Origin of the sequence: Kitasatospora sp. NPDC090308, assembly GCF_044769485.1 — a bacterium.
GTDB classification, from domain to species: domain Bacteria; phylum Actinomycetota; class Actinomycetes; order Streptomycetales; family Streptomycetaceae; genus Kitasatospora; species Kitasatospora fiedleri.
In genome coordinates this window covers 708,968-730,226 of sequence record NZ_JBIVXY010000002.1, presented here as the reverse complement: position 1 = coordinate 730,226, position 21,259 = coordinate 708,968, and the positions used below count along the sequence as shown (strand labels likewise).

The window sequence follows — 21,259 nt, the reverse complement described above, 5'->3', positions numbered from 1 at the left end:
GGGGGGACTGCGCGCAGCGGGTCCCCCCGCCCCGGTGCCGCGGCCTACAGCGGCGTGAACTCCACGGGGAGCGAGACGAGCGCGCGGTGGATCGGACCCGGGCGCCAGAGGACGTCCGCGGTGGGGACGGCGAGCCGCAGGTCGGTGAGGCGGCTGATCAGGTACTCGACGGCGGTGACGGCCATCAGGACGGCGGGCTGGCGGGCCGGGCAGCGGTGCGGGCCGGCGCCCCAGGCGAGGTGGGCGTAGGAGCCGCCGAGGGACTCGCTCTCGGCGGGGGTGAGCACGGCCTGGGCGTTGGCGGAGGCGTAGGAGACCAGGACGGGCTGCTCGGGGGTGAGCGCGGTGCCGTGGAAGACGATCTCGTGCCGGGGGTAGTGCGGGGAGAAGTTGGACAGCGGGGGGTCGTTCCAGAGCACCTCGTTGACCGCGTCGTGCGCGGTCATCGCGCCGCTGTGCAGGGAGCCGGCGTAGCGGTCGTCGGAGAGCATCCGCAGCAGCGCGTTGGCGATCAGGTTGGCGGTGGGTTCGTGGCCGGCCATCAGGGTGAGCGTGATGTGCCGGACGACCTCGTCGTCGGCGAGCCGCGCGGGGTGGCCGAGGAAGGCGGAGATCAGGTCGTGCCGGGGGGCGGCGCGGCGGTCGGCGACCTGTTCGGTGATGACGGCGACCAGGTCGGCGTACGCGGCGGCGGCGCCGGTGGAGGTCTCGAAGGAGCGGTTCATCGCGGTGCTGATCCGGTCGATGTCCGGGTCGGGGACGCCGTACCAGGAGGTGAGGATGAGCAGCGGGAGCCGGTAGGCGTACTGGGCGAGCAGGTCGGCCTTGCCGGCGCCGGCGAACTCGGCGATGAGCTGTTCGGCGACGGCGGTGGTGTCGCGCTGCAGCAGGTGGGGTTCGAGGATGCCGACGCTGTCGGTGATGACCTGGCGGTAGCGGGCGTGCGCGGGGCCGTCGGAGAACAGCGCGGTGGGGCGCCAGCCGAACAGCGGGAGCAGCGGGGAGTCGGCGGGCTGGGTGGCCTGCCAGCGGCGCGGGTCGCGGGTCCAGGTGTCGGTGTCGCGCAGCACCTCCAGGGCGACGTGGTAGTCGGTGACCAGCCAGGCGTCGACGCCGGGGGCGAGTTCGACCGGGGCGAGCGGTCCGCGGTCGCGCAGCCGGGCGTAGTGGGCGTGCGGGTCGGCGGCGAACTGCGCCCCGTAGAGGGCGGTGCGGGGGGTCATGGGGCGGTCTCCTGGGGGAGGCGGTCCAGGACGTGCTCGGTGAGGGAGATCAGCGCGTCGACGCAGCCCTCGCGGGCGCGGGCGTCGCACTCGACCAGCGGGGTGGCGGGGTCGAGGTCGAGGGCGGCGCGGACGGCGTCGAGGGCGATCGGCGGGGTGTCGGGGAAGCGGTTGACCGCGACGGCGTAGGGCAGGCCGGCCTCCTCGATCAGGTCCATGGCGTCGAAGGCGTCGGCGAGGCGGCGGGTGTCGACCAGGACGAGCGCACCGAGCGCGCCGCGGGCGAGGTCCTCCCAGAGCGGGAGGAAGCGGCGCTGGCCGGGGGTGCCGAACAGGTAGAGGACGAACTCGCCGGCCGACAGGGTGAGCCGGCCGAAGTCGACGGCGACGGTGGTGGCGGTCTTGCCGGGGGTGCGGCTGGTGTCGTCGACCGGGATGCCGGCCGCGGTCATGGTCTCCTCGGTGTGCAGGGTCGGGATCTCCGACAGGGTGCGCACGAAGGTGGTCTTGCCGACCCCGAACGGCCCGGTGACCATGAGCTTCATCAGGATCGGGTCGGTGGGGGGCAGGTAGGCCGGGGCCCCGGGGGGTCCGTCACCGGGGGCGGTGGCGGTGCTACTTGAGGGCGCGAAGTCCACTGAGGAGCCTTTCGGCGAGGTCCCGGTTGACCGGCTGGGCGGAGGGGATCGGCGCGCGGACCGCCAGGGCGCCGCGTTCGGCCAGGTCGGCCGCGATGAAGACGGTCGCGCTGACGGGGAGCCGGAGGTGGGCGGCGGCCTCGGCGAGGGTCAGCGCGCCGGGGCGGACGAGTTCCCATAACTGGCGGTGTTCGCCGCCGAGTCCGGCCGGGAGGTCGGCGGCGGCGTGCAGCACGCTGAGCCGGTCCAGGCGGAGGGCGCCGCCGGCGGCGTCGCGGCCGTGGGTGGCGAGGTAGGCCGGGACGAGCCGGCGGCGGGGGCGCCGCGGGTCCGGGCGCTGCGGGTCCGGGCGCTGCGGGTCCGGGTCCTGGGGGCGGGGCTCGCTCATGTGTGGCTCGCCTCCCGGGCGGGGCTGGCCAGCGCCCGGGCGAGCGCGGCGACCTGGACCTGCATCTGGTAGGCGATGGTGCCGAGGTCGGCGCCGGGGAGGGCGAAGACGGCCAGCGAGGAGTTCTCGCCGGCCGGAGTGACCACGGCGTAGCCGTGCTCGGACTCGACCACGGTCTGGTTGAGCCGGACGTTCTCGGCGCCGGTGAAGGCGGTGGTGAAGGCCCGGGCGGCGGCGTGCAGCGAGGCGGTCATCGCGGCGACCCGGTCGGCGCCGTCCCGGCCGAGGTCGGCGGAGTGGCCGGTGACCAGGCCGTCGCCGGTGGCGATGACGGCGTTCTGCACGCCGGGCAGGTCGAGCAGCGGGATGAGGACCCAGGAGAGGTCCTCGGTGTGGCGGCGGAGCGGGGTGGTCACGGGGTTTCGACTCCTTCGGGTGCGGCGGGTCCTTCGGGGCGGGCGGTGCGGTCGGCGGCGCTGCGGCCGGCGGCGGTGCCGGACTGGAGCGCCGACCAGGCGCTGCGGGCCCGGTCGGGCGTGGTGCCCGCCGGGGCGGGGAGGGGGGACGGGGCGTCCTGCTGCGGCACGCGGGGGGCGCGGCGCTTGCGGGTCGGCAGCGCGTCGCCCGCGTCGAACACCGGGGCGCTCTGGGTGATCGGCCGGGGGGCCAGGGCGGAGAGCGGGGCGGTCGGGTCGGTCAGGGTGAGCAGGTCGGCGGGCAGCCGCAGGATGGCCCGGACCCCGCCGTACGGGGAGGGCTCGACCCGGCAGCCGAAGCCGAACTGGCGGCAGAGCAGGCCGATCACCGCGAAGCCGGCCTGCGGCGGGTCGCCGAGTTCGGTGAGCAGCACCTCGGCCTGGCCGTCGAGCAGTTCGCCGGCCCGTTCGAGCTGGTCGGGCTCCATGCCGACGCCCATGTCGTCGACCACCACCAGGGCGCCGGAGCTGCCCTGTTCGACGGAGACCACGACCCTGGTCTCGGGGTGCGAGTAGGCGGTGGCGTTGCCGAGGATCTCGGCGAGCGCGATGGCGACGGGTTCGGCGGCCCGGGCGGCCACCGCGAGCCGGGGCTCGCGCAGGTGGTTGGTGATCTCGATCCGGGCGTAGCCGGCCACCCGGGACTGCGCGCCGACGCAGAGTTCGGCGAGCGGGGAGTCCTCGCGGGTCATGCCGGGCCAGGCGCCGGAGAGCACGGCGAGGGACTGCACCCGGCGCAGGGTGAGTTCGTTGCGGAAGTCGAGGGCGAGCAGCCGGGGGTCGTCGACGGAGAGCTGGATCTCCTCCAGCAGCGAGCGGACCTGGATCAGCAGCGCCTGGATCTTGGAGGCGGCGCCGCGCAGCGCGGCCCGGGCGGCGGCGTCGGTGCGTTCGCGTTCGGCGAGGGCGGCCCGGACGGCGGCGTTCAGGACGGCGTCCAGGGCGCGGTGCAGCTCCTCCTGGCCGGCGCCGGTGTCGAGCGGGCCGGGGACGGGCGTGCGGGGGTGGGTGAGCGCGGTGGCGGCGGCGGGCAGCCGTTCGTGCGCGAGGTGGGCGAACTCGCGGACGGCGGTGGCCAGTCGGGCCTCGGCGAGGGTCTGCCGGGCCTCGGCGGCGTGGGCCCGGCCCTCGGCCGTGCGGGTGCGCCCCTCGCCGGTGCGGACGCGTTCCTCGGCGGTCCGGGCCCGGACTTCGGCGCCCTGGGCGCGGTTCTCGGCCTCGGTGGCGCGCCGGGCGGCGGCCCGGGCGGTGCGGGCGGCGCGCCGGGCCGACCAGAGCAGGGGTCCTGCGGTCAGGGCGGCACCGGCCAGCAGGGCGAGCACGATCTCGACCATGGGGTCCTCGGGGGGAGTCGTCGCTGGGGCGGGGGACGCTGGTTCAGGCGGTGCGGGCGCGCTGCCGGGCCAGGCCGGCCATCCGGCCGACGACCTCCAGCATGGCGGGCTCGGGGGAGCCGTCGAGGTGCCGGTACTCGGTGCCGATGGTGACCAGCAGCCGCTCGGGGAGGCCGAGTTCGGGGTAGCGGGCCTCGTCGATGACGGCCTGCGCGGCCTCGGCGGCCGGGAGGCCGGCGGCGTGCAGGGCGTGCGCCCGGTCGCGGACGTAGCGCAGGTAGCCGGCGTGGGCGCGCAGGTCGGCGCGGGTGAGCAGCGGGCCGTGGCCGGGGACGACCGTCTCGGCGCCGGTGTCGAGCAGCCGCTCGACGGCGTCGATGACGTTGCCGAGCGGGCCGGCCCAGTGCACGGGGTGGTCGCCGGGCCGGTCGGCGGTGGAGCCGAAGACGATGTCGCCGGTGAAGACGGTGGAGCGGGTGGGCAGGTGGACGATCAGGTCGCCGCTGGTGTGGGCCGGCGGGAGGCTGCTGACCTGCACCGGGATGTCGCCGACGCGCAGTTCGAGCTCGCCGGTGAAGACGGTGTCGGGGACGACCGGCGGGGTGTCGGCCCAGTCGAAGCAGCCGAAGTGCTCGTGCAGGTAGGAGCCGGTGTCGTCGCCCGGGTCGAGGTTCTGCAGCAGGGCGTGCTGCTGCTCGGGGGTCGGCTCGTAGGCGATGTGGTGCAGCGCCTCGCGGGTGGTGATGACCTCGGCCCCGGGGAGGACGCCGGCGCCCCACAGGTGGTCGCCGTTGGCGTGGGTGACCACGATCCGCCCGACCTCGGTGCCGGGGGCGAGGACGGCGCGGGTGCGCGCCAGGAACTCGCCGGCCAGTGTGCGGTCGTACGGGGTGTCGATCCACAGCGCGGAGCCGCCGGCGGTGACCAGGCCGCAGTTGGCCAGGCCCCAACCACGTTGCCGCGGCTGCCATGCGTATATACCGTCGGCTATCGAATGGAAGTGCGCGCTCGGCGTCGTCATGGGCGCGATTATGCCCAACTCTGTGTCACCGTTTGACTCCGGTCCCGGAATTGGCCGTGTCCGACTCAACTCGGCCAGGCGGGGCAGCGGTTGTCCGTGGACGGAGCGGTCGGTCCGGCGGCCGGGCCGGGACCGGGGCCCGGGATGTGAATTCGTACAACATTGAACAACTTCGGCTATACTCGGTCGCATGGACGACTCCGTGACCGAAGCGCCCGCGGTCCCCCCCTCCCGGGGCGGGGAGGCGGACACCCCGTGGCTCGACGCGCGCGAGCAGCGGCTGTGGCGCGCCCACCTGGAGGTCGGCAAGCTCCTCGACCACCAGCTGAGCCGGGAGCTGCAGACCCACAACCTCGCCATCAACGACTACGAGATCCTGGTGGTGCTCTCCGAGTCCCCGGACCGCCGGATGCGGATGACCGACCTGGCCACCGCCACCCTGCAGTCCAAGAGCCGGCTCTCGCACCAGATCACCCGGATGGAGGCGGCCGGGCTGGTGCTGCGCCAGGAGTGCCCGGGCGACCGCCGCGGCCTGTACGCGCACCTGACCGGGCACGGCTGGGAGACGCTGCGCAAGGTCGCCCCGGACCACGTCCGCAGCGTCCGCGCGCACTTCATCGACCGGCTCACCGACGAGCAGCTGGACGCGCTGTACGCGGCCCTGGCCCCGATCGCCGAGCACCTGCGCGGGCTCCGCGGCCGGGGCTAGGGCCTGTCTTCAGACCCCCGCTAGCCGGTCAGTTCGGCCACCAGCCGGTCGGCCGCCGCGTACGGGTCGAGCTCGCCCGCGGCGACCTGCCCGGCCAGGGCGTCGAGGTGCCGGTCGCCGCGCAGGTCGCCGATCCGGGCGCGCAGGGCGGCGAGGGTGATGGCCTCGACCTCCTGGGCGGCCCGGCGGCGGCGGCGGGCGTCCAGTTCGCCGGTCTCGGCCAGCCAGCCGCGGTGCTTCTCCAGGGCTTCGACGAGTTCGTCCAGTCCCTCGCCGCGGGCCGCGACGGTCTTCACGATCGGCGGGCGCCAGTCGCCGGCCTGCCGGGACTCCCCCAGGCCGAGCATGTGGTTGAGCTCCCGGGCGGTGGCGTCCGCGCCGTCCCGGTCGGCCTTGTTGACCACGAACACGTCGCCGATCTCCAGGATGCCCGCCTTCGCGGCCTGGATGCCGTCGCCCATGCCGGGGGCCAGCAGCACGACCGAGGTGTCGGCCTGCGCGGCGATCTCCACCTCGGACTGGCCGACGCCGACGGTCTCCACCAGGATCACGTCGCAGCCCGCCCCGTCCAGCACCCGCAGCGCCTGCGGGGCGGCCCAGGCCAGGCCGCCGAGGTGGCCGCGAGTGGCCATCGAGCGGATGAACACCTCCGGGTCGGTGGCGTGCTCCTGCATCCGCACCCGGTCGCCGAGCAGCGCCCCGCCGGAGAACGGCGAGGACGGGTCGACGGCCAGCACCCCGACCCGTCTGCCGAGCTTGCGGTAGGCGCTCACCAGCGCCGAGGTGGAGGTGGACTTGCCCACCCCGGGCGAGCCGGTCAGGCCCACCGTGTAGGCCCGTCCGCTGTAGGGGGCGAGGGCCGCCATCACCTCGCGCAGTTCGGGCGCGGCGTTCTCCACCAGGGTGATCAGCCGGGCCACCGCCCGGGGACGGCCCTGCCGGGCCTGCTCGACCAGCGTCGCCACATCGGCCATCGGGTTTTGCTCCTCGCAGCAGAAAGACGGACGCCCCGCCAGGGCCGGGTGACACGGCCTTGGCGGGGGTCCTGAGGGGTCCTGGGGTCCTGGGTCAGCCCTGCGCCGGGACCTTGACGATCAGCGCGTCGCCCTGGCCGCCGCCGCCGCACAGCGCGGCCGCGCCGACCCCGCCGCCGCGGCGCTGGAGCTCCAGCGCCAGGTGCAGCACCACGCGGGCGCCGGACATGCCGATCGGGTGGCCGAGCGCGATCGCGCCGCCGTTGACGTTGACGATCTCGTCGCTGACGCCCAGGTCCTTCGTCGACTGGTGGGCGACGGCCGCAAAGGCTTCGTTGATCTCGATCAGGTCGAGGTCGCCGACCGCCAGCCCCTCCTTGGCGAGGGCGTGCTTGATCGCGTTGGACGGCTGGGACTGGAGCGAGTTGTCCGGGCCCGCGACGTTGCCGTGCGCGCCGATCTCGGCGATCCAGCTCAGGCCCAGCTCCTCGGCCTTGGCCCGGCTCATCACCACCACCGCGGCGGCGCCGTCGGAGATCTGCGAGGAGGTGCCGGCGGTGATGGTGCCGTCCTTGCTGAAGGCCGGGCGCAGCCGGGCCAGGCCCTCGACGGTGGTGTCGGCGCGGATGCCCTCGTCCTGGCTGAACAGCACCGGGTCGCCCTTGCGCTGCGGGATCTCCACCGGCACGATCTCGGCCTCGAAGACGCCGTCGGCCTGGGCCTTGGCGGCGCGCTGGTGGGAGGCGGCGGCGATGGCGTCCTGCACGTCGCGGGCGATGCCGAGCCGGGTGTTGTGCTTCTCGGTGGACTCGCCCATCGGGATGTTCTCGTAGGCGTCGGTGAGGCCGTCGTGCGCCATCGCGTCGAGCATCTCGATCGCGCCGTACTTGAAGCCCTCGCGGGACTTGGGCAGCAGGTGCGGGGCGTTGGTCATGGACTCCTGGCCGCCGGCCACCACCACGTCGAACTCGCCGGCCCGGATCAGCTGGTCGGCCAGCGCGATCGCGTCCAGCCCGGAGAGGCAGACCTTGTTGATCGTCAGGGCGGGGACGTTCATCGGGATGCCGGCCTTGACCGCCGCCTGCCGGGCCGGGATCTGGCCCGCACCGGCCTGGAGCACCTGGCCCATGATCACGTACTGCACCTGCTCGCCGGTGATCCCGGCCCGCTCCAGCGCCGCCTTGATCGCGAAGCCGCCCAACTCGGCGCCGGAGAAGCCCTTGAGCGAGCCGAGCAGCCGGCCCATCGGGGTACGGGCACCTGCGACGATCACAGAAGTAGTCATGGACGAGCCCCTTCGCGCGTCGGACCAGAGGGTACGGGGATGCCGTCAATGTACTGATCGGTCACCTCTGCGTCACCGCCGCGGTGATGTGATCAGCGCTACTGGCACCCTCCAGTGAACACCGTGCCGGAACCGCGCAGGAACGTGTGAGCAGGCTCGCAGCGCGGCCCGCTGGCGCCCGGTCGGCGGGATGCGCTGCACTGGGTGCCATCCCTCGCCGTCCCACCCCTTTCCGGAGGACACCGTGCTGACCCGCATCGACCACATCGGCATCGCCTGCTTCGACCTGGACCGGACGGTCGAGTTCTACCGCTCGACGTACGGCTTCGAGGTGTTCCACACCGAGGTCAACGAGGAGCAGGGCGTCCGCGAGGCCATGCTGAAGATCAACGACACCGGGGACGGCGGGGCCTCCTACCTGCAGCTGCTGGAGCCGACCCGGGAGGACTCGACGGTCGCCAAGTGGCTGGCCAAGAACGGCGAGGGCGTGCACCACATCGCCTTCGGGACGGCCGACGTGGACGCGGACGCGGCGGCGGTCGCCGGCAAGGGCGTGCGGGTGCTGTACGACGAGCCGCGGCGCGGGTCGATGGGCTCGCGGATCACCTTCCTGCACCCCAAGGACTGCGGCGGCGTGCTGACCGAGCTGGTCACCGCGGCGGACCCCTCCGCGCACTGACCGGTTCCGGTGCGGAGCGGGTCCGGGGGCGGGCCGGCCGGTAACGAACCGGCCGGTAACTTCCGAAAAGGACCTCGCCCCCATTCCCCCGGGAGCGGCTCCCACTACAATGCCCAGGTGCGCTGGTACCACCGGTCCGCGCACCGCAGGGGAGTCCACGACGCGGGCACGGCCGGACGGTCGCCGTTCGGATCTGTCACCATTCTCCAGAGGCACCATGTCGCTCAGGAGTCCACCCGGACGGTGGAGCGATTGCAAGGACCAACCGATCCGCCCGTGGACCACGGAGCGGAACGGCCCGGTCGAGGACGCGACCAGGAGATGGATGGGACCGCGGAGTGCGGGGCTACGACCGCTACGAGGTTGAGGATCACCTCTCCAAGTTCGAGGCCGAGCTGGAGAAGGCCCGCAAGGAGCGGGACAAGACCATCGAGCACGCCGACGACCTCGCCTACCAGGTGGAGGTGCTCCGGGCCAAGCTGCACGAGGCCCGTCGGCAGCTCGCCCAGCCGCGCGCCTTCGACTCCGTCTCCGGCCAGGCCGAGCAGGTCCTGCGCAACGCCGAGATGCAGGCCGAGGCGCTGCGCGCGGACGCCGAGCGCCAGCTGCGCGAGTCCCAGGCCGCCACCCAGCGGATGATGGCCGAGGCCGCCGAGCGCACCGCCCAGCTGGAGGCCGAGTTCAACGCCCGGCGCCGCCGGCTGGAGGAGGAGCTCGCCGAGTTCCGGGCCGCCGCCGAGCGCCACGTCAACGAGAACGTCAACTGGGCGGAGCAGACCCGCGCCGGCACCGAGCAGGAGGCCCAGCGCCTGCTCCAGGAGGCCCGCGCCGAGGCCGACCGGATGATGGCCGCCGTCCGCGCCGAGGCCGCCGCCCTCGCCGACCAGGCCCGCGCCCAGACCGCCGCCGACGTCGACGCCGCCCGCGGCGAGGCCCAGGCCCAGGCCGAGGCCGCCCTGCTGCGCGCCCAGACCGACGCCGAACGCCTGCTGCGCGCCGCCTCCGAGCAGGCCCAGCAGACCGGCGCCCAGGCCGAGGAGCACCGCGCCGCCGCCCTCACCGCCGCCCAGCAGGAGCTGGCCGGCGCGCACGCCGCCGCCCAGCAGAAGCTCGCCGCCGCCGAGGCCGAGATCACCGCCCTCAAGCGGCAGGCCCTCGCCGACCAGGAGCGCGCCGAGGCCGCCCTGGCCAGCGCCCAGGCCGAGATAGAGCGGCTGCGCGCCGAGGCCGTGGCCGAGACCGAGCGGGCCCGCGCCGAGGCCGCCCGGATGCGCGAGGAGGCCACCGCCGCCGCCCGGCGCCTGCAGGCCGAGGCCACCAGCGAGGCCGAGCGCAAGGTCGCCGACGGCGCCGCCGCCAGCGAGCAGCGCTCCGCCACCGCCCGCGCCGAGATCGCCAAGATGGTGGCCGCCGCCACCCGCGAGGCCGACCTGATCCGCTCCGCCGCCGCCACCGTGCAGGCCGAGGCGGACGCCGCCAAGGCCGCGGCCCGCGAGGAGAGCGAGCGCCTGCGCGGCGCCGCCGAGTCGGTCGCCACCCAGCTGCGCGCCGAGGCCGAGGCGGAGATCGCCGAACGCCGGGCCGCCGCCGAGGCCGAGGCCGCCCGCCTGCGCGAGCAGGCCGCCGCCGAGGCCGAACGGATCCGCGCCGAGGCCGAGGACGCCGGCCGCGCCGAGGGCGCCAAGGACGCGGCGCTGCGGCTGGCCCGCGCCGCCAAGCAGGCCGAGGAGGTGCTCGCCCGGGCGAGCACCGACGCCGAGGCCACCCGCGGCGAGGCCGCCGCCGAGGCCGACCGGCTGGTTGAGCACGCCAAGTCCGAGGCCGGCACCCTGCTGGAGCAGGCCCGCGAGGCCGTCGAGCAGGCCCAGAACGCCGCCATGGAGGACGCCGCCTCGATCCGCGAGCAGCTGGAGCGGATGCAGGCCGAGGCCGCCCTGGCCCGCGAACAGGCCGAGGAGCAGCGCTCCGCCGCCGAGGCCGAGGCCGAACGGGTCCGGGCCGAGGCCCGCCGACAGGCCGCGGTGCAGATCGAGGAGTCCGCCAAGCAGGCCGAGGAGCTGCTGACCAGCGCCAAGTCCGACGCGGACGCGCTGCGCTCCGGCGCCGGCGAGGAGGTCGAGCGGCTGCGCGCCGAGGCCCGCGAGCAGGCCGCCGCCGTCCAGGGCCGGGCCGAGCAGACCCTGGCCCGGGCCCGCGCCGAGGGCGAGAAGATCACCGCCGCCGCCGAGCGGGCCCGCGCCGAGAAGCTGGCCGCGGCCGAGGCCGTCGCCGAGGAGACCCGGGCCGCCGCCGAACGGGACGGCGCCGAACTGCGCGAGCGGGCCGCCGCCGCGGCCGACACCGTCCGCGCCGAGGCCGACGCCGCCGCCGAGGCACTGCGTGCCGACACCGCCCAGTGGGCCGAGCGCCACCGCGCCGAGGCCGAGGAGGCCGGCCGGGCCGCGCGCGCCGAGGCCGAGCAGGCGGCCCGCGCGGTCGCCGAACGGGCCGAGGCCGACGCCCTGGCCCTGCGCGAGGAGGCCGCCGCCGCCCGCGAGGCCGCCCGTGCCGACCTGGAGCGCGACCAGGCGCTGACCGCCGGGAAGCTGGCCGAGGCCACCGCCATCCGGGAGGCCGCCGACGGCGAGGCCGAGCAGGTCCGCGAGGCCGCCCGCACCGAGGCCGCGGCGCTGCGCGAGAGCGCCGCCACCGACGCCGCCCGGGCCCGCGCCGACGCCGAGCAGGACGCCCGGCGGCTGCGCGCCGAGGCCGAACAGGCCCTGGCCGCCGCCCGCACGGACGCCGCGGCGCTGGACACCGAGGCCGCCGCCGACCGGGCCGAGGCGGCCCGGCTGCGCGAGGAGGCCGACGCGTACGACCGCGAGCTGCGGGCCGCCGCGGAACAGGAGACCACCGAACTGCGGGCGGTCGCCGAGCAGGAGACCACCGAGCTGCGCGAGAGCGCCGAGGCGTACGACCGCGAACTGCGGGCCGTCGCCGAGCAGGAGACCGCCGAACTGCGCGCCGCCGCCGACCGCGAGACCACCGAGCAGCGCGAGGCCGCCGAGGCGTACGACCGCGAGCTGCGGGCCGCCGCCGACCGGGAGACCGCGGAGCTGCGCGCCGTCGCGGAGCGCGAGAGCGCCGAACTGCGGGCCGCCGCCGAGCGGGAGAGCGCCGAGCTGCGCGAGAGCGCGGAGGCGTACGACCGCGAACTGCGGGCCACCGCCGAGCGGGAGACCGCGGAGCTGCGCGAGCGGGCCGAGCACGCCGCCGAGCAGCTGCGGGCGAACGGCGAGGCGCGGGCCGCCGAGCTGGTCGCGGCGGCCGAGCAGGAGGCCGCCGAGGTCCGCCAGTCGGTGGCGGGCATGCACGAGAAGGCCACCGGGCAGATCGCCGAGCTGCGGGCCGCCGCGGAGCGCGAGAGCGCCGAACTGCGGGCGGCCGCCGAGGCGTACGACCGCGAGCTGCGGGCCGCCGCCGAGCGCGAGAGCGCCGAACTGCGGGCCGCGGTGGCCGAGTTCGTGCAGCAGCAGCGCGCCGAGGCGGAGGCCGCCGCGCAGCGGGTGCTGGCCGAGGCGGAGGAGCTCGCGGCGTCCGCGCTGGCGGACGCCGAGGAGCGGTCGGCCGCGCTGCGGTCGGACGCCGAGGAGTACGCGCTGGCGACCCGGACGCTGGCGGAGGAGTTCGACGCGGACATCCGCCGCCGGGCCGAGTCCTTCGACCGGGAGACCCGGGAGGCCGCCGAGTCGTACGACAGGGCGACCCGCGAGCAGGCGAAGTCGGTGCTGGAGAGGGCGTTCGCGGACGCCGAGCAGCTCGGCGAGCAGGCTCAGGCGGAGGCGCTGGCGGTGGCCGCGGCGGCCGAGGAGCAGTCCGACGCGATGGTGTCGGCGGCCCGCCAGGAGGCGGAGCGGCTGCGCGCCGAGGCCGAGGCGCAGGGCAAGGCCCGGGTGGAGAAGGCCCGTTCGGACGCGGACGCGCTGCTGTCGGAGGCCCGGCGGGACTCCACGGCGATCCGCGAGCGGGCCGAGGAGCTGCGCGAGCGCACCGACGCTGAGATCGAGGCGCTGCACGAGCGGGCCCGCAAGGAGAACGCGCAGGCGATGAAGTCGGCCGGCGAGCGGGTGGACGCGCTGGTGACGGCGGCCCAGGAGCAGCTGACCGAGGCCGAGGAGCAGGCGCAGGCGCAGGTCGCGGAGGCCGAGGAGCGGGCGGCGGAGCTGATCGCGGCGGCCGAGGCGCGGGCGTCCGAGCTGACCTCGGAGGCGTCCGCGGAGGCGGGCCGGGTGCGGATCTCCGCGGTGCGCAAGGCGGAGACGCTGCTCAAGGAGGCCGAGAACAAGCTGGCGGACTCCACCACCCGCGCCGAGGCGCTGATCATCAAGGCGGAGGCGAAGCTCAAGGCCGCCGAGATGGAGTCGGAGGAGCAGCTGGAGGCGGCGGCCGACGAGGCCGCGTCGCGGCTCAAGCGCGCCGACGAGGAGGCCGAGAAGCGCGTCCGCCGGGCCGGTTCGGACGCCGAGGAGCAGGTGCGGCTGGCGGCCGAGGAGGCGGAGCGGATGCTCGCCGAGGCGAAGTCCGAGGCCAAGCGCGTGACCGACGAGGGCCAGCGGGAGTTGGACGAACTGGTCCGTCGGCGCAAGGACATCAACACCGAGATCTCTCGGGTCCAGGACGTGCTGTCGGCGTTGGAGGCGTTCGAGGCGCCCGCTCCGGCGGTGCACGGCAACGGGGGAAGCAAGAAGGACGGAGGGCCCAAGGCAGGTGCCGGAGTGGGCTCTCCGCGGTCGTCGGGCAATCGCTCCGGGGGCGCGCCACCCGATTGAGCGGACATTGTCCGCGAACCGACGGCGTTTCGCCGTTGACACTCCGGTACCGTGTCAGGATTCCCTCAACCATCTCAGCGGTTTGACGACAGGAAGCCCAGAAATCCCATGAGCGACAGTCACTCCCCGCACGGCTTCGACCTGGTACGCCGTGGGTACGAGCGCGCCCAGGTCGACGAGCGGATCGCCAAGCTGGTGGCCGACCGAGACAGCGCGCTCTCCCGGATCAGCGCGCTGGAGAAGCGCATCGAGGAACTCCACCTGGAGACCCAGACGGCCCAGGCCGCGGTCACCGACGCGGAGCCCTCGTACGCCGGTCTCGGTGCCCGCGTCGAGAAGATCCTCCGCCTCGCCGAGGAGGAGGCCAAGGACCTGCGCGACGAGGCGCACCGCGCCGCCGAGCAGCACCGCGAGCTGGCCGAGGCCGCCGCGCAGCAGGTCCGCACCGAGGCCGAGAACTACGCCAAGGACCGCAAGGCCAAGGCGGAGGACGAGGGTCTGCGGATCGTCGACAAGGCCAAGTCGGACGCGGCGCAGCTGCGGGCCGAGGCCAACAAGGACGCGCAGAACAAGCGCGAGGAGGCGGACGCCCTCTTCGAGGAGACCCGCACCAAGGCCGCCCAGGCCGCCCTGGAGTTCGAGACCAACCTGGCCAAGCGCCGGGAGCAGTCGGAGCGCGACCTGGCGGCCCGTCAGGCCAAGGCGGAGAAGCGGCTGGCCGAGATCGAGCACCGCGCCGAGCAGCTCCGCCTGGAGGCGGAGAAGCTGCGCACCGACGCGGAGCGCCGTTCCCGGCAGACCATCGAGACCGCGCAGCGGCAGGCCGAGGACATCGTGGCCGACGCCAACGCGAAGGCCGACCGGGTCCGCAGCGAGTCGGAGCGCGAGCTGGCGGCGCTCACCAACCGCCGCGACTCGATCAACGCCCAGCTGACCAACGTCCGCGAGATGCTGGCCACGCTGACGGGCGCCGCGGTCGCCGCGGCCTCGCTGCCGAACGACGACTCGATGGGCGTGCCGGCGCAGCAGTCGCGCTGACGCCCCGTCGCCCGTGTCGGGACACCGCTGAAGTCCTGAAGTGCCCGGAGGGGCCCGGAGCTCTCGCTCCGGGCCCCTCCGGCGTTCCCGGCGGGCCGGCGGCTACTTGACGCGCTTGAGCAGGGCCCGGACGGCGGCGTTGAAGGTCTCGGGGGCCTCCAGCGAGGAGAGGTGGCCGACCGCGGGGATGACGGTCAGCTCGGCGTCGGAGAGGGCCTCGGCCATCATCCGGGCCTCGCTGAGCGGGGTGACGGTGTCGAGCTCGCCGACGATGACCGCGGCGGGCACCTCCAGGGCGGCCAGTTCGTCCAGCGAGTCGGGGCGGGCGGCCATCGCGCGCTGCGCCCAGGCGACCGCGGCCGGGCTGGCCTCGGCGATCATCCGGCGCACCGCGTCGATGAGTTCGGGGTCGGTGCCGGGGGCGAGCAGGTTCTCCGCCGTCCGCTCCTCGATCAGCAGGTCGACGCTGCCGCGTTCGAGGACGGCGGCGGCGATCCGCTCCCGGTTGGCGCGGGCGGCGTCGGTGTCGGTGGTGGCCTTGGTGTCGGCGAGGACGAGTCCGGCCAGCCGCTCGGGGTGGCGGCGGGCGAAGGCCATCGCCACGTAGCCGCCCATCGACAGGCCGCCCAGGACGGCCTGTTCGACGCCGAGCGCGTCCAGCAGGTCGGCGAGGTCGTCGGCGGCGGTGTCCAGCGACGGCGGTCCCTCGCCGAGCGGGGCGGTGCCGAAGCCGCGCTGATCCGGTGCGACGACCCGGGCGTCGTCCCCGGCCGGACCGGGTACGCGCTCCAGTTGGACCTCCCACATCCGCGCGGAGAGCGGGAAGGCGTGCAGCAGGACGAGCGGGGTACCGGTGCCGTTCTCGCGGACGGCCGGCGCGCTGGGCGAGGTCATGGTTCCACCGTAGGGCCCGGGGGGCACGCGCCGGACGCAGGTTGTCCGGTTGATCCGCTTTTTGCCATAACCTGGCCGCAGACCAAGGAGAGGCACATGATCGAGTTGCATCACCTGACGAAGCGTTATGGTGACAAGTTGGCCGTGGACGATCTGAGCTTCCGGATCCCGGAGGGCGTGGTGACCGGCTTCCTCGGCCCGAACGGCGCCGGGAAGTCCACCACCATGCGCATGATCCTCGACCTCGACCACCCGACCGGCGGCGAGGTCACCATCGACGGCAAGCGCTACGCCGAGATCCAGGACCCGCTGCGGCAGATCGGCGCCCTGCTGGAGGCGAAGGCCGTGCACCCCGGCCGCACCGCCTACGACCACCTGCTCTGGCTGGCCCAGTCCAACCGGGTGCCGCGCGCCCGGGTCGACGAGGTGCTCGACCTGGTCGGCCTGAGCGCGGTGGCGAAGAAGCGCGCCCGCGGCTTCTCGCTCGGCATGGGCCAGCGGCTGGGCATCGCCTCCGCCCTGCTGGCCGACCCGCAGACCCTGATGTTCGACGAGCCGGTGAACGGCCTCGACCCCGAGGGCATCCTGTGGATCCGGAACCTGATGAAGCGCCTGGCCTCCGAGGGCCGCACGGTGTTCGTCTCCTCGCACCTGATGAGCGAGATGGCGCTGACCGCCGACCACCTGGTGGTGATCGGCCGCGGCCGGCTGCTCGCCGACCTGCCGATGGCCGAGTTCATCAAGCGCAACTCCCGCTCCGCGGTCCGCCTGCGCTCCCCGCAGCCGGAGCGGCTGCTGGACGTCCTGCACGGCGCCGGCCTGGCCGCCGAGCCCGGCCCGGACGGCTCCTGGGAGGTCGTCGACGGCGACCCGGCGGCCCTCGGCGAGCTGGCCGCCGCGCACGGCGTCACCCTGCACGAACTGAGCCCGCAGCAGGCCTCGCTGGAGGAGGCGTTCATGCAGATGACCGCCGAGTCGGTGGAGTACCGCACCGGCGGGCACCCCGGCGCCCCCGCCGCACCCGGCACCCCCGGCGCCCCCGCCCCCGCCTCCGCCCCGGTCTGGGGCGCGGGCTGGAACGACCGCCCGTCCGGGAAGGAGAGCTGAGATGGCCGCGTTCCCCGCCGTCGCGCAGTCCGAGTGGACCAAGATCCGCAGCGTCCGCTCCACCGTCTGGACGCTCGCCGCGGCCTTCCTGGTCACCCTGGTCGTCGGCGCCCTGCTGTCGCTGGTGACCAAGAACAACTTCGCCGACGTCACCGAGGACTCCACCACCCCGTTCGACGCCACCGGGACGGCCTTCGCCGGGATCATGCTCGGCGAGCTGGCGATCGTGGTGTTCGGCGTGCTCGCGGTCGGCAACGAGTACAGCAGCGGCATGATCCGGGTCTCGCTGGCCGCCGTCCCGCAGCGCGGCACCCTGCTGGCCGCCAAGGCGGCGGTGGTCGGCGCGCTGGCCCTGGCGGTCTCGCTGGTGACGGCGTTCGTCACCTTCTTCGCCGGCCAGGCGATGCTGGGCGAGCACCGCACCACGCTGGGCGAGCCGGGCGTGCTGCGGGCGGTGTTCAGCGCCGCCCTCTACCTGACCCTGCTCTGCCTGTTCTCGGCCGGCGTGACGGTGCTGCTGCGCAACCAGACCCTGGCGCTGGGCATCCTGGTGCCGTTCTTCTTCCTGCTCTCCCCGATCCTCTCGGTGGTGCCGAAGGTGAAGAACGTCGCCCACTACTTCCCGGACTGGGCCGGCTCCCGGTCGCTCCAGGTCTACCAGCCCGCCAGCCAGCCGTACGGCCCGTGGACCGGCCTGCTGATCTGCGCGCTGTGGACGGCCGCCGCGCTGCTCTGCGGCTACCTGGTGCTGAAGCGGCGCGACGCCTGACCCGCCGTCAGTACTTCGGAGCGCCGCGGCCCCGCAGGACGTTGGAGCCGCGGCGCTCCCGCGCTCCCCAGCAGGCCCGGTGCCAGTGCCGCCGGTCGTCCACGCCGCCGTGGTCGGGCCAGGCCACCACGTGGCCGACGCCGGGCGGGATCTCCTGGTCGCAGCCGGGACAGCGGTAGTACCGGCCGGCGGTGCCGGCCACGGTCTGCACCACCCAGTCCTCGCCCCGGTACGCCTCCACCCGGCGCAGCGAACCGCCCGTCGGTGCGGCGCTGCCGCGGTCGTCGGGCTTCTCGATCCGGTTGCGGCGGGGTGACACGTGACTACCTCTCCATCGGCGCGCTGTGCCTCCAGGGTAAGGGCCGCCCGGGGGCCGTTCCCAGCCGGTGACCGGAGGGTCGCGCGCCGCGTTGTACCCGGTGGCGCCCCGGGGTTCCCGGGCGTCCCGCCGGTCCCGTCCGCCCCAATAGCACGGAGCGGGGGGCGGGTGCCGGGGTTTCCGGGGTAATCCACCCTTTCCTCGAGCAAATCGGGGGTTCGGCGTGCCATTGGCACATGACATGGGTTACTCACGTGGTGACACGGCGGGGCCCGCAGACCCTGCGCGGCACCGAGGAGGCACCCGATGACGAAGACCACCGCCCGGCCCGAGGCCCGTTCCGCCGCCCCGCGGGCGGCGGGCGGCGTGCTGCCGGCCGAGCGGCCCGCCCCCGAGCAGTCGCCGGGCGCCGGCACGGACGCGCTCCGGGTCGGCGCCTTCCTGCTGTCCGCGCAGTTCCCGGGCCAGGGCCACGGCGAGGCGCTGGAGCGGACCGTCTCGGCCGCGCTGGCCGCCGAGCGGGCCGGCCTGGACGCGGTCTGGCTGGCCGAGCACCACTTCGTGCCGTACGGGGTCTGCCCGGACGCGGCGACGCTGGCCGCGCTGCTGCTGGGCCGCACCCGGCGGATCGGGGTGGGGACGGCGGTGAGCGTGCTGAGCACCCGTCACCCGGTGGCGCTGGGCGAGCAGGCGGCGCTGCTGCACCTGACCTCGGGCGGCCGGTTCACCCTGGGGGTGGGGCGCGGCGGGCCGTGGATCGACCTGGCGGTGTTCGGCAGCGGCCTGGAGGCGTACGAGCGGGGCTTCCCGGAGCGGCTGGACCTGCTGCTGCGCTGGCTGCGCGGGGCCCGGGTGGGCGCGGCGGGGCCGCAGTTCGCGTTCCCGGAGGTGGCGGTGGTGCCGCGGGCCGCCGAGCCGGCCCGGCGGGCGGACCTGGCGGGCTGGCTGGGCCTGGAGGGCGCGGTGATCCCGCGCCAGCGCCAGGACGAGGCGGGGCCGGGGCGGTCGGGCCCGCCGGTGGTGGTGGCCTGCACCTCGCCGGGCGGGGTCCGGACGGCCGCCGAGCGGGGCCTGCCGATGCTGCTGGGCATGCACTCGGGCGACGAGGACAAGCGGGAGATGGTGGCCGCGTACCGGGCGGCCTGGCGGGCGGCGGGGCGCGGCGAGGAGCAGCTGGCCCGGGTGGAGCGGGAGCACGTGGCGGCGGGCGTGGCGCAGGTCGACGACCGGGCGGGGGCGGCCCGGGCCAGCCTGCTGCGGGCGATGCCGGACTTCTTCGCGCACGGCCTGGGCGCGCACCGCACGGTGGACGGCCGGGAGCGCTCGATGCGCGACCCGCGGGCGTACACCGAGCTGCTCTGCGACCTGCACGCGGTCGGCACCCCCCGGCAGTGCGCGGACCGGCTGCTGGCCACCGCGGAGCGCACCGGCATCCGGCGCTTCGCGCTGCTCGCGGAGGGCTCGGGCGACACCGCGGCGACGCTGCACAACCTGGCCCGGCTGGGCGCGGAGGTGCTGCCGCAGCTGTCCTGAGCGCCCGCGCGGGCGCGCGGGGGGCCGGTGCGGGCGCGCTGACGGCCCGTCGCGCGCCCGCGGGCCGCCCCGGGTGTCCTGACCGGGGGGCCCGCGTGCGGCGGCGGCACAGGGGCGCTGACGGGCCGTCAGCGCATGTGCGGCGCCGGGAGCTGACGTCGGGTCAGCAGTCGCGCAGCTCCGGCGACTGGTTGAGCAGCTGGGCCCGGACCGAGGTGAAGCGGGCCAGCCGCGTCTCGGTGTCGGGGCCGGGGGCGAAGACCGCGACGCGGTGACAGTTCTGGAACGCCAACTGGACGCCGAAGTGCCGCTGCAGGGCGCCCCGGATCGCGTCGCTGGCCAGCGCGCGGAGCAGCTGCCCGCGCTCCTGCTCGCTCGGCGGGGGGACCTCGTTGTCGGCGAAGTCGGTCCCGTCGACCTTGAGTTGGGCGACCAGTGAGCTGATCATGTCCCAGGCGTAGGGCAGCGAGGTGCGGACACAGTCGACGAACTCCCGCTCGTCGACCTCGCCTCGTTCGGCCTTCTCCAGCAGGGCCGGTGAGACGTCGAGCGACATGGGTTCTCCTCTCGCGGTCCGCTCCGACGTGGTCGCCGGGGCGGTGGTGCCGGTGTGCTGAGGGTGGTGCGGTAGGGGTGGCACCGGATGTGCGGCGCCGGGGAACGGTGGGACGGACGTGCGGTGGACCGCGCGCGCCGTTCGAGCGTCGACGGTGCGACAGCCCGGTGGACGCCGCGCGTCGGGGTTCGGTCCTGGGGGGTCAGACCAGCCTGGCAGGACCCCCCTCACCCGGGTTGGTGAATCGGCGGATTGCCGCCCGGAACGCCCCTCCCGGGGCGAGATTGGCCGGAATCAGCCGTGTCCCAACCCAGCGCGCCGAGCTGCGGCCCCTCACCGCACGTACTCGTGCGGTCACCATGTTTCGCCGCTCCCGCCCGGCCGACACCCGCCGTGCGCGCACTCGCTTCAAACGGCTCCCGGGCCCGGCCCGCCCGGACCGGCTGTCTCGGGATTGCGCCGCCTCGGCCCCACCGGCCCGGCCACCGGTGGCCCGCCCTCCGGAATCGAACACGGACCGGGGCACTCCCGGCGGGCCTTAGGCTTGTCCCCATGCGTCTTGTCATCGCCAAATGCACCGTGGACTACGCGGGCCGCCTCGCTGCACATCTGCCCTCCGCCGTGCGCCTGGTGATCGTGAAGGCCGACGGGAGCGTCAGCATCCACGCCGACGACCGGGCCTACAAGCCGCTGAACTGGATGTCGCCGCCGTGCTCCCTCAAGGAGGGCGACGGCGTGTGGACGGTCACCAACAAGGCCGGCGAGAAGCTGATCATCACGCTGGAGGACGTCCACCACGACTCCTCGCACGAACTCGGCGTCGACCCCGGCCTGATCAAGGACGGCGTGGAGGCCCACCTCCAGGAGCTGCTCGCCGACCGGATGGAGGTGCTCGGCTCCGGCTGGCAGCTGATCCGCCGCGAGTACCCGACCCCGATCGGCCCGGTCGACCTCCTCTGCCGCGACTCCGACGGCGCCACCGTCGCCATCGAGATCAAGCGCCGCGGCGAGATCGACGGCGTCGAGCAGCTCACCCGCTACCTCGAACTCCTCAACCGCGACCCGCTGCTGGCCCCGGTCAAGGGCGTCTTCGCCGCCCAGGAGATCAAGCCGCAGGCCCGGGTGCTGGCCACCGACCGGGGCATCGGCTGCGTCGTCCTCGACTACGACGAGCTGCGCGGCATCGACGACGACAAGCTCAAGCTCTTCTAGCCCTCCCCCGGGGCTCCGGGGCGGTCCGCCCCGTACGAGACGCACCTGACGCCGGACCCGGCCGAGGCCGGGCGCCGGCGGGCTGGGCGGCCCCGCTGCGGGAGGCGCACGCCGCCGGGGGCCTGGACGCCGCCGAGGCCCGGCTGTGCGAACGCGGCGCCCCGCTGGGCCTGGCCCGCCGCCTGCTGCGCCGCGCCCTCGGCCCGGACGCCCCCGACCCGCTGGACGCGCTGCCGGCCCGTCCGGCCTGGGCCGCGTACGCGCGCCGCCTCGCCCGCGGGGACGCGACCCTGGAG

The 21,259-nt window shown here is 75.3% G+C and carries 19 protein-coding genes; 8 read left to right on the top strand and 11 right to left on the bottom strand.

Annotated features, from left to right (window positions below; translation table 11 throughout):
• Positions 1-44 precede the first annotated feature (44 nt).
• The 6 genes from ACIQVD_RS07260 to ACIQVD_RS07235 are packed head-to-tail and all read right to left on the bottom strand — an operon-like array spanning position 45 to position 5,080.
• Positions 45-1,223 carry a cytochrome P450 gene (locus ACIQVD_RS07260; RefSeq protein WP_400681742.1) on the bottom strand — a complete coding sequence of 393 codons (1,179 nt, stop codon included), beginning with the start codon at positions 1,221-1,223 and terminating at the stop codon, positions 45-47.
• Positions 1,220-1,861 (bottom strand): GTP-binding protein, encoded by a 642-nt coding sequence (locus ACIQVD_RS07255; protein WP_402286596.1) that lies wholly within the window; start codon positions 1,859-1,861, stop codon positions 1,220-1,222. Before ACIQVD_RS07255 ends, ACIQVD_RS07260 begins: the two co-directional genes overlap by 4 nt.
• Entirely contained in the window at positions 1,839-2,249 is a 411-nt protein-coding gene (locus tag ACIQVD_RS07250; protein WP_402286594.1) for a DUF742 domain-containing protein, read from the bottom strand. Before ACIQVD_RS07250 ends, ACIQVD_RS07255 begins: the two co-directional genes overlap by 23 nt.
• Complete coding sequence (locus ACIQVD_RS07245) at positions 2,246-2,665, bottom strand: roadblock/LC7 domain-containing protein (protein ID WP_100836320.1); 420 nt, start codon at positions 2,663-2,665, stop codon at positions 2,246-2,248. Before ACIQVD_RS07245 ends, ACIQVD_RS07250 begins: the two co-directional genes overlap by 4 nt.
• On the bottom strand, positions 2,662-4,059 hold the full coding sequence (locus ACIQVD_RS07240; RefSeq protein ID WP_400681749.1) for an ATP-binding protein: 1,398 nt from the start codon (positions 4,057-4,059) through the stop codon (positions 2,662-2,664). The genes ACIQVD_RS07245 and ACIQVD_RS07240 overlap by 4 nt, the downstream gene beginning before the upstream one ends.
• Before the next feature lie 43 nt (positions 4,060-4,102).
• Positions 4,103-5,080, bottom strand: a complete 978-nt coding sequence (locus ACIQVD_RS07235) for an MBL fold metallo-hydrolase (protein WP_400681750.1) — start codon at positions 5,078-5,080, stop codon at positions 4,103-4,105.
• Positions 5,081-5,270: 190 nt separating this feature from the next.
• On the opposite strand from ACIQVD_RS07235, the gene ACIQVD_RS07230 reads away from it, so the two are divergent.
• Positions 5,271-5,789 (top strand): MarR family winged helix-turn-helix transcriptional regulator, encoded by a 519-nt coding sequence (locus ACIQVD_RS07230; RefSeq protein WP_199846981.1) that lies wholly within the window; start codon positions 5,271-5,273, stop codon positions 5,787-5,789.
• Between the two features lie 20 nt (positions 5,790-5,809).
• Here the strand turns inward: ACIQVD_RS07230 and meaB are convergent, their stop codons facing one another.
• Both meaB and ACIQVD_RS07220 read right to left on the bottom strand, forming a co-directional pair.
• On the bottom strand, positions 5,810-6,763 hold the full coding sequence (gene meaB, locus ACIQVD_RS07225; protein WP_400681751.1) for a methylmalonyl Co-A mutase-associated GTPase MeaB: 954 nt from the start codon (positions 6,761-6,763) through the stop codon (positions 5,810-5,812).
• Between the two features lie 94 nt (positions 6,764-6,857).
• Positions 6,858-8,048 carry an acetyl-CoA C-acetyltransferase gene (locus ACIQVD_RS07220; RefSeq protein ID WP_400681753.1) on the bottom strand — a complete coding sequence of 397 codons (1,191 nt, stop codon included), beginning with the start codon at positions 8,046-8,048 and terminating at the stop codon, positions 6,858-6,860.
• Positions 8,049-8,292: 244 nt separating this feature from the next.
• On the opposite strand from ACIQVD_RS07220, the gene mce reads away from it, so the two are divergent.
• From mce to ACIQVD_RS07205, 3 genes are all read left to right on the top strand, one after another.
• The gene (mce, locus tag ACIQVD_RS07215) at positions 8,293-8,727 is read left to right on the top strand and encodes a methylmalonyl-CoA epimerase (protein WP_400681754.1); all 435 of its coding nucleotides are present in this window, start codon (positions 8,293-8,295) and stop codon (positions 8,725-8,727) included.
• A gap of 338 nt (positions 8,728-9,065) precedes the next feature.
• Entirely contained in the window at positions 9,066-13,535 is a 4,470-nt protein-coding gene (locus ACIQVD_RS07210; RefSeq protein WP_402286588.1) for a hypothetical protein, read from the top strand.
• 108 nt (positions 13,536-13,643) lie between these two features.
• Entirely contained in the window at positions 13,644-14,573 is a 930-nt protein-coding gene (locus ACIQVD_RS07205; RefSeq protein WP_111554268.1) for a cellulose-binding protein, read from the top strand.
• A 102-nt stretch (positions 14,574-14,675) separates the two neighbouring features.
• Here ACIQVD_RS07205 and ACIQVD_RS07200 read toward each other — a convergent pair whose 3' ends face one another.
• Positions 14,676-15,467, bottom strand: coding sequence for an alpha/beta fold hydrolase (locus ACIQVD_RS07200; protein WP_402286584.1), 792 nt, complete (start codon positions 15,465-15,467; stop codon positions 14,676-14,678).
• Between the two features lie 96 nt (positions 15,468-15,563).
• Here ACIQVD_RS07200 and ACIQVD_RS07195 point away from each other — a divergent pair, with 96 nt between their 5' ends.
• Both ACIQVD_RS07195 and ACIQVD_RS07190 read left to right on the top strand, forming a co-directional pair.
• Complete coding sequence (locus ACIQVD_RS07195) at positions 15,564-16,574, top strand: ABC transporter ATP-binding protein (protein WP_402286581.1); 1,011 nt, start codon at positions 15,564-15,566, stop codon at positions 16,572-16,574.
• A 1-nt stretch (position 16,575) separates the two neighbouring features.
• Positions 16,576-17,343 carry an ABC transporter permease subunit gene (locus tag ACIQVD_RS07190; RefSeq protein ID WP_400681761.1) on the top strand — a complete coding sequence of 256 codons (768 nt, stop codon included), beginning with the start codon at positions 16,576-16,578 and terminating at the stop codon, positions 17,341-17,343.
• A 7-nt stretch (positions 17,344-17,350) separates the two neighbouring features.
• Here ACIQVD_RS07190 and ACIQVD_RS07185 read toward each other — a convergent pair whose 3' ends face one another.
• Positions 17,351-17,662 (bottom strand): ATP/GTP-binding protein, encoded by a 312-nt coding sequence (locus tag ACIQVD_RS07185; RefSeq protein ID WP_400681764.1) that lies wholly within the window; start codon positions 17,660-17,662, stop codon positions 17,351-17,353.
• A gap of 306 nt (positions 17,663-17,968) precedes the next feature.
• Between ACIQVD_RS07185 and ACIQVD_RS07180 the strand changes: the two genes are divergently transcribed.
• Entirely contained in the window at positions 17,969-19,195 is a 1,227-nt protein-coding gene (locus ACIQVD_RS07180; RefSeq protein WP_402286577.1) for an LLM class flavin-dependent oxidoreductase, read from the top strand.
• 163 nt (positions 19,196-19,358) lie between these two features.
• Here the strand turns inward: ACIQVD_RS07180 and ACIQVD_RS07175 are convergent, their stop codons facing one another.
• Positions 19,359-19,751 (bottom strand): SCO5389 family protein, encoded by a 393-nt coding sequence (locus ACIQVD_RS07175; RefSeq protein ID WP_400681768.1) that lies wholly within the window; start codon positions 19,749-19,751, stop codon positions 19,359-19,361.
• A 552-nt stretch (positions 19,752-20,303) separates the two neighbouring features.
• Here ACIQVD_RS07175 and nucS point away from each other — a divergent pair.
• Positions 20,304-20,963 carry an endonuclease NucS gene (nucS, locus tag ACIQVD_RS07170; protein ID WP_100836332.1) on the top strand — a complete coding sequence of 220 codons (660 nt, stop codon included), beginning with the start codon at positions 20,304-20,306 and terminating at the stop codon, positions 20,961-20,963.
• Positions 20,964-21,259 lie beyond the last annotated feature (296 nt).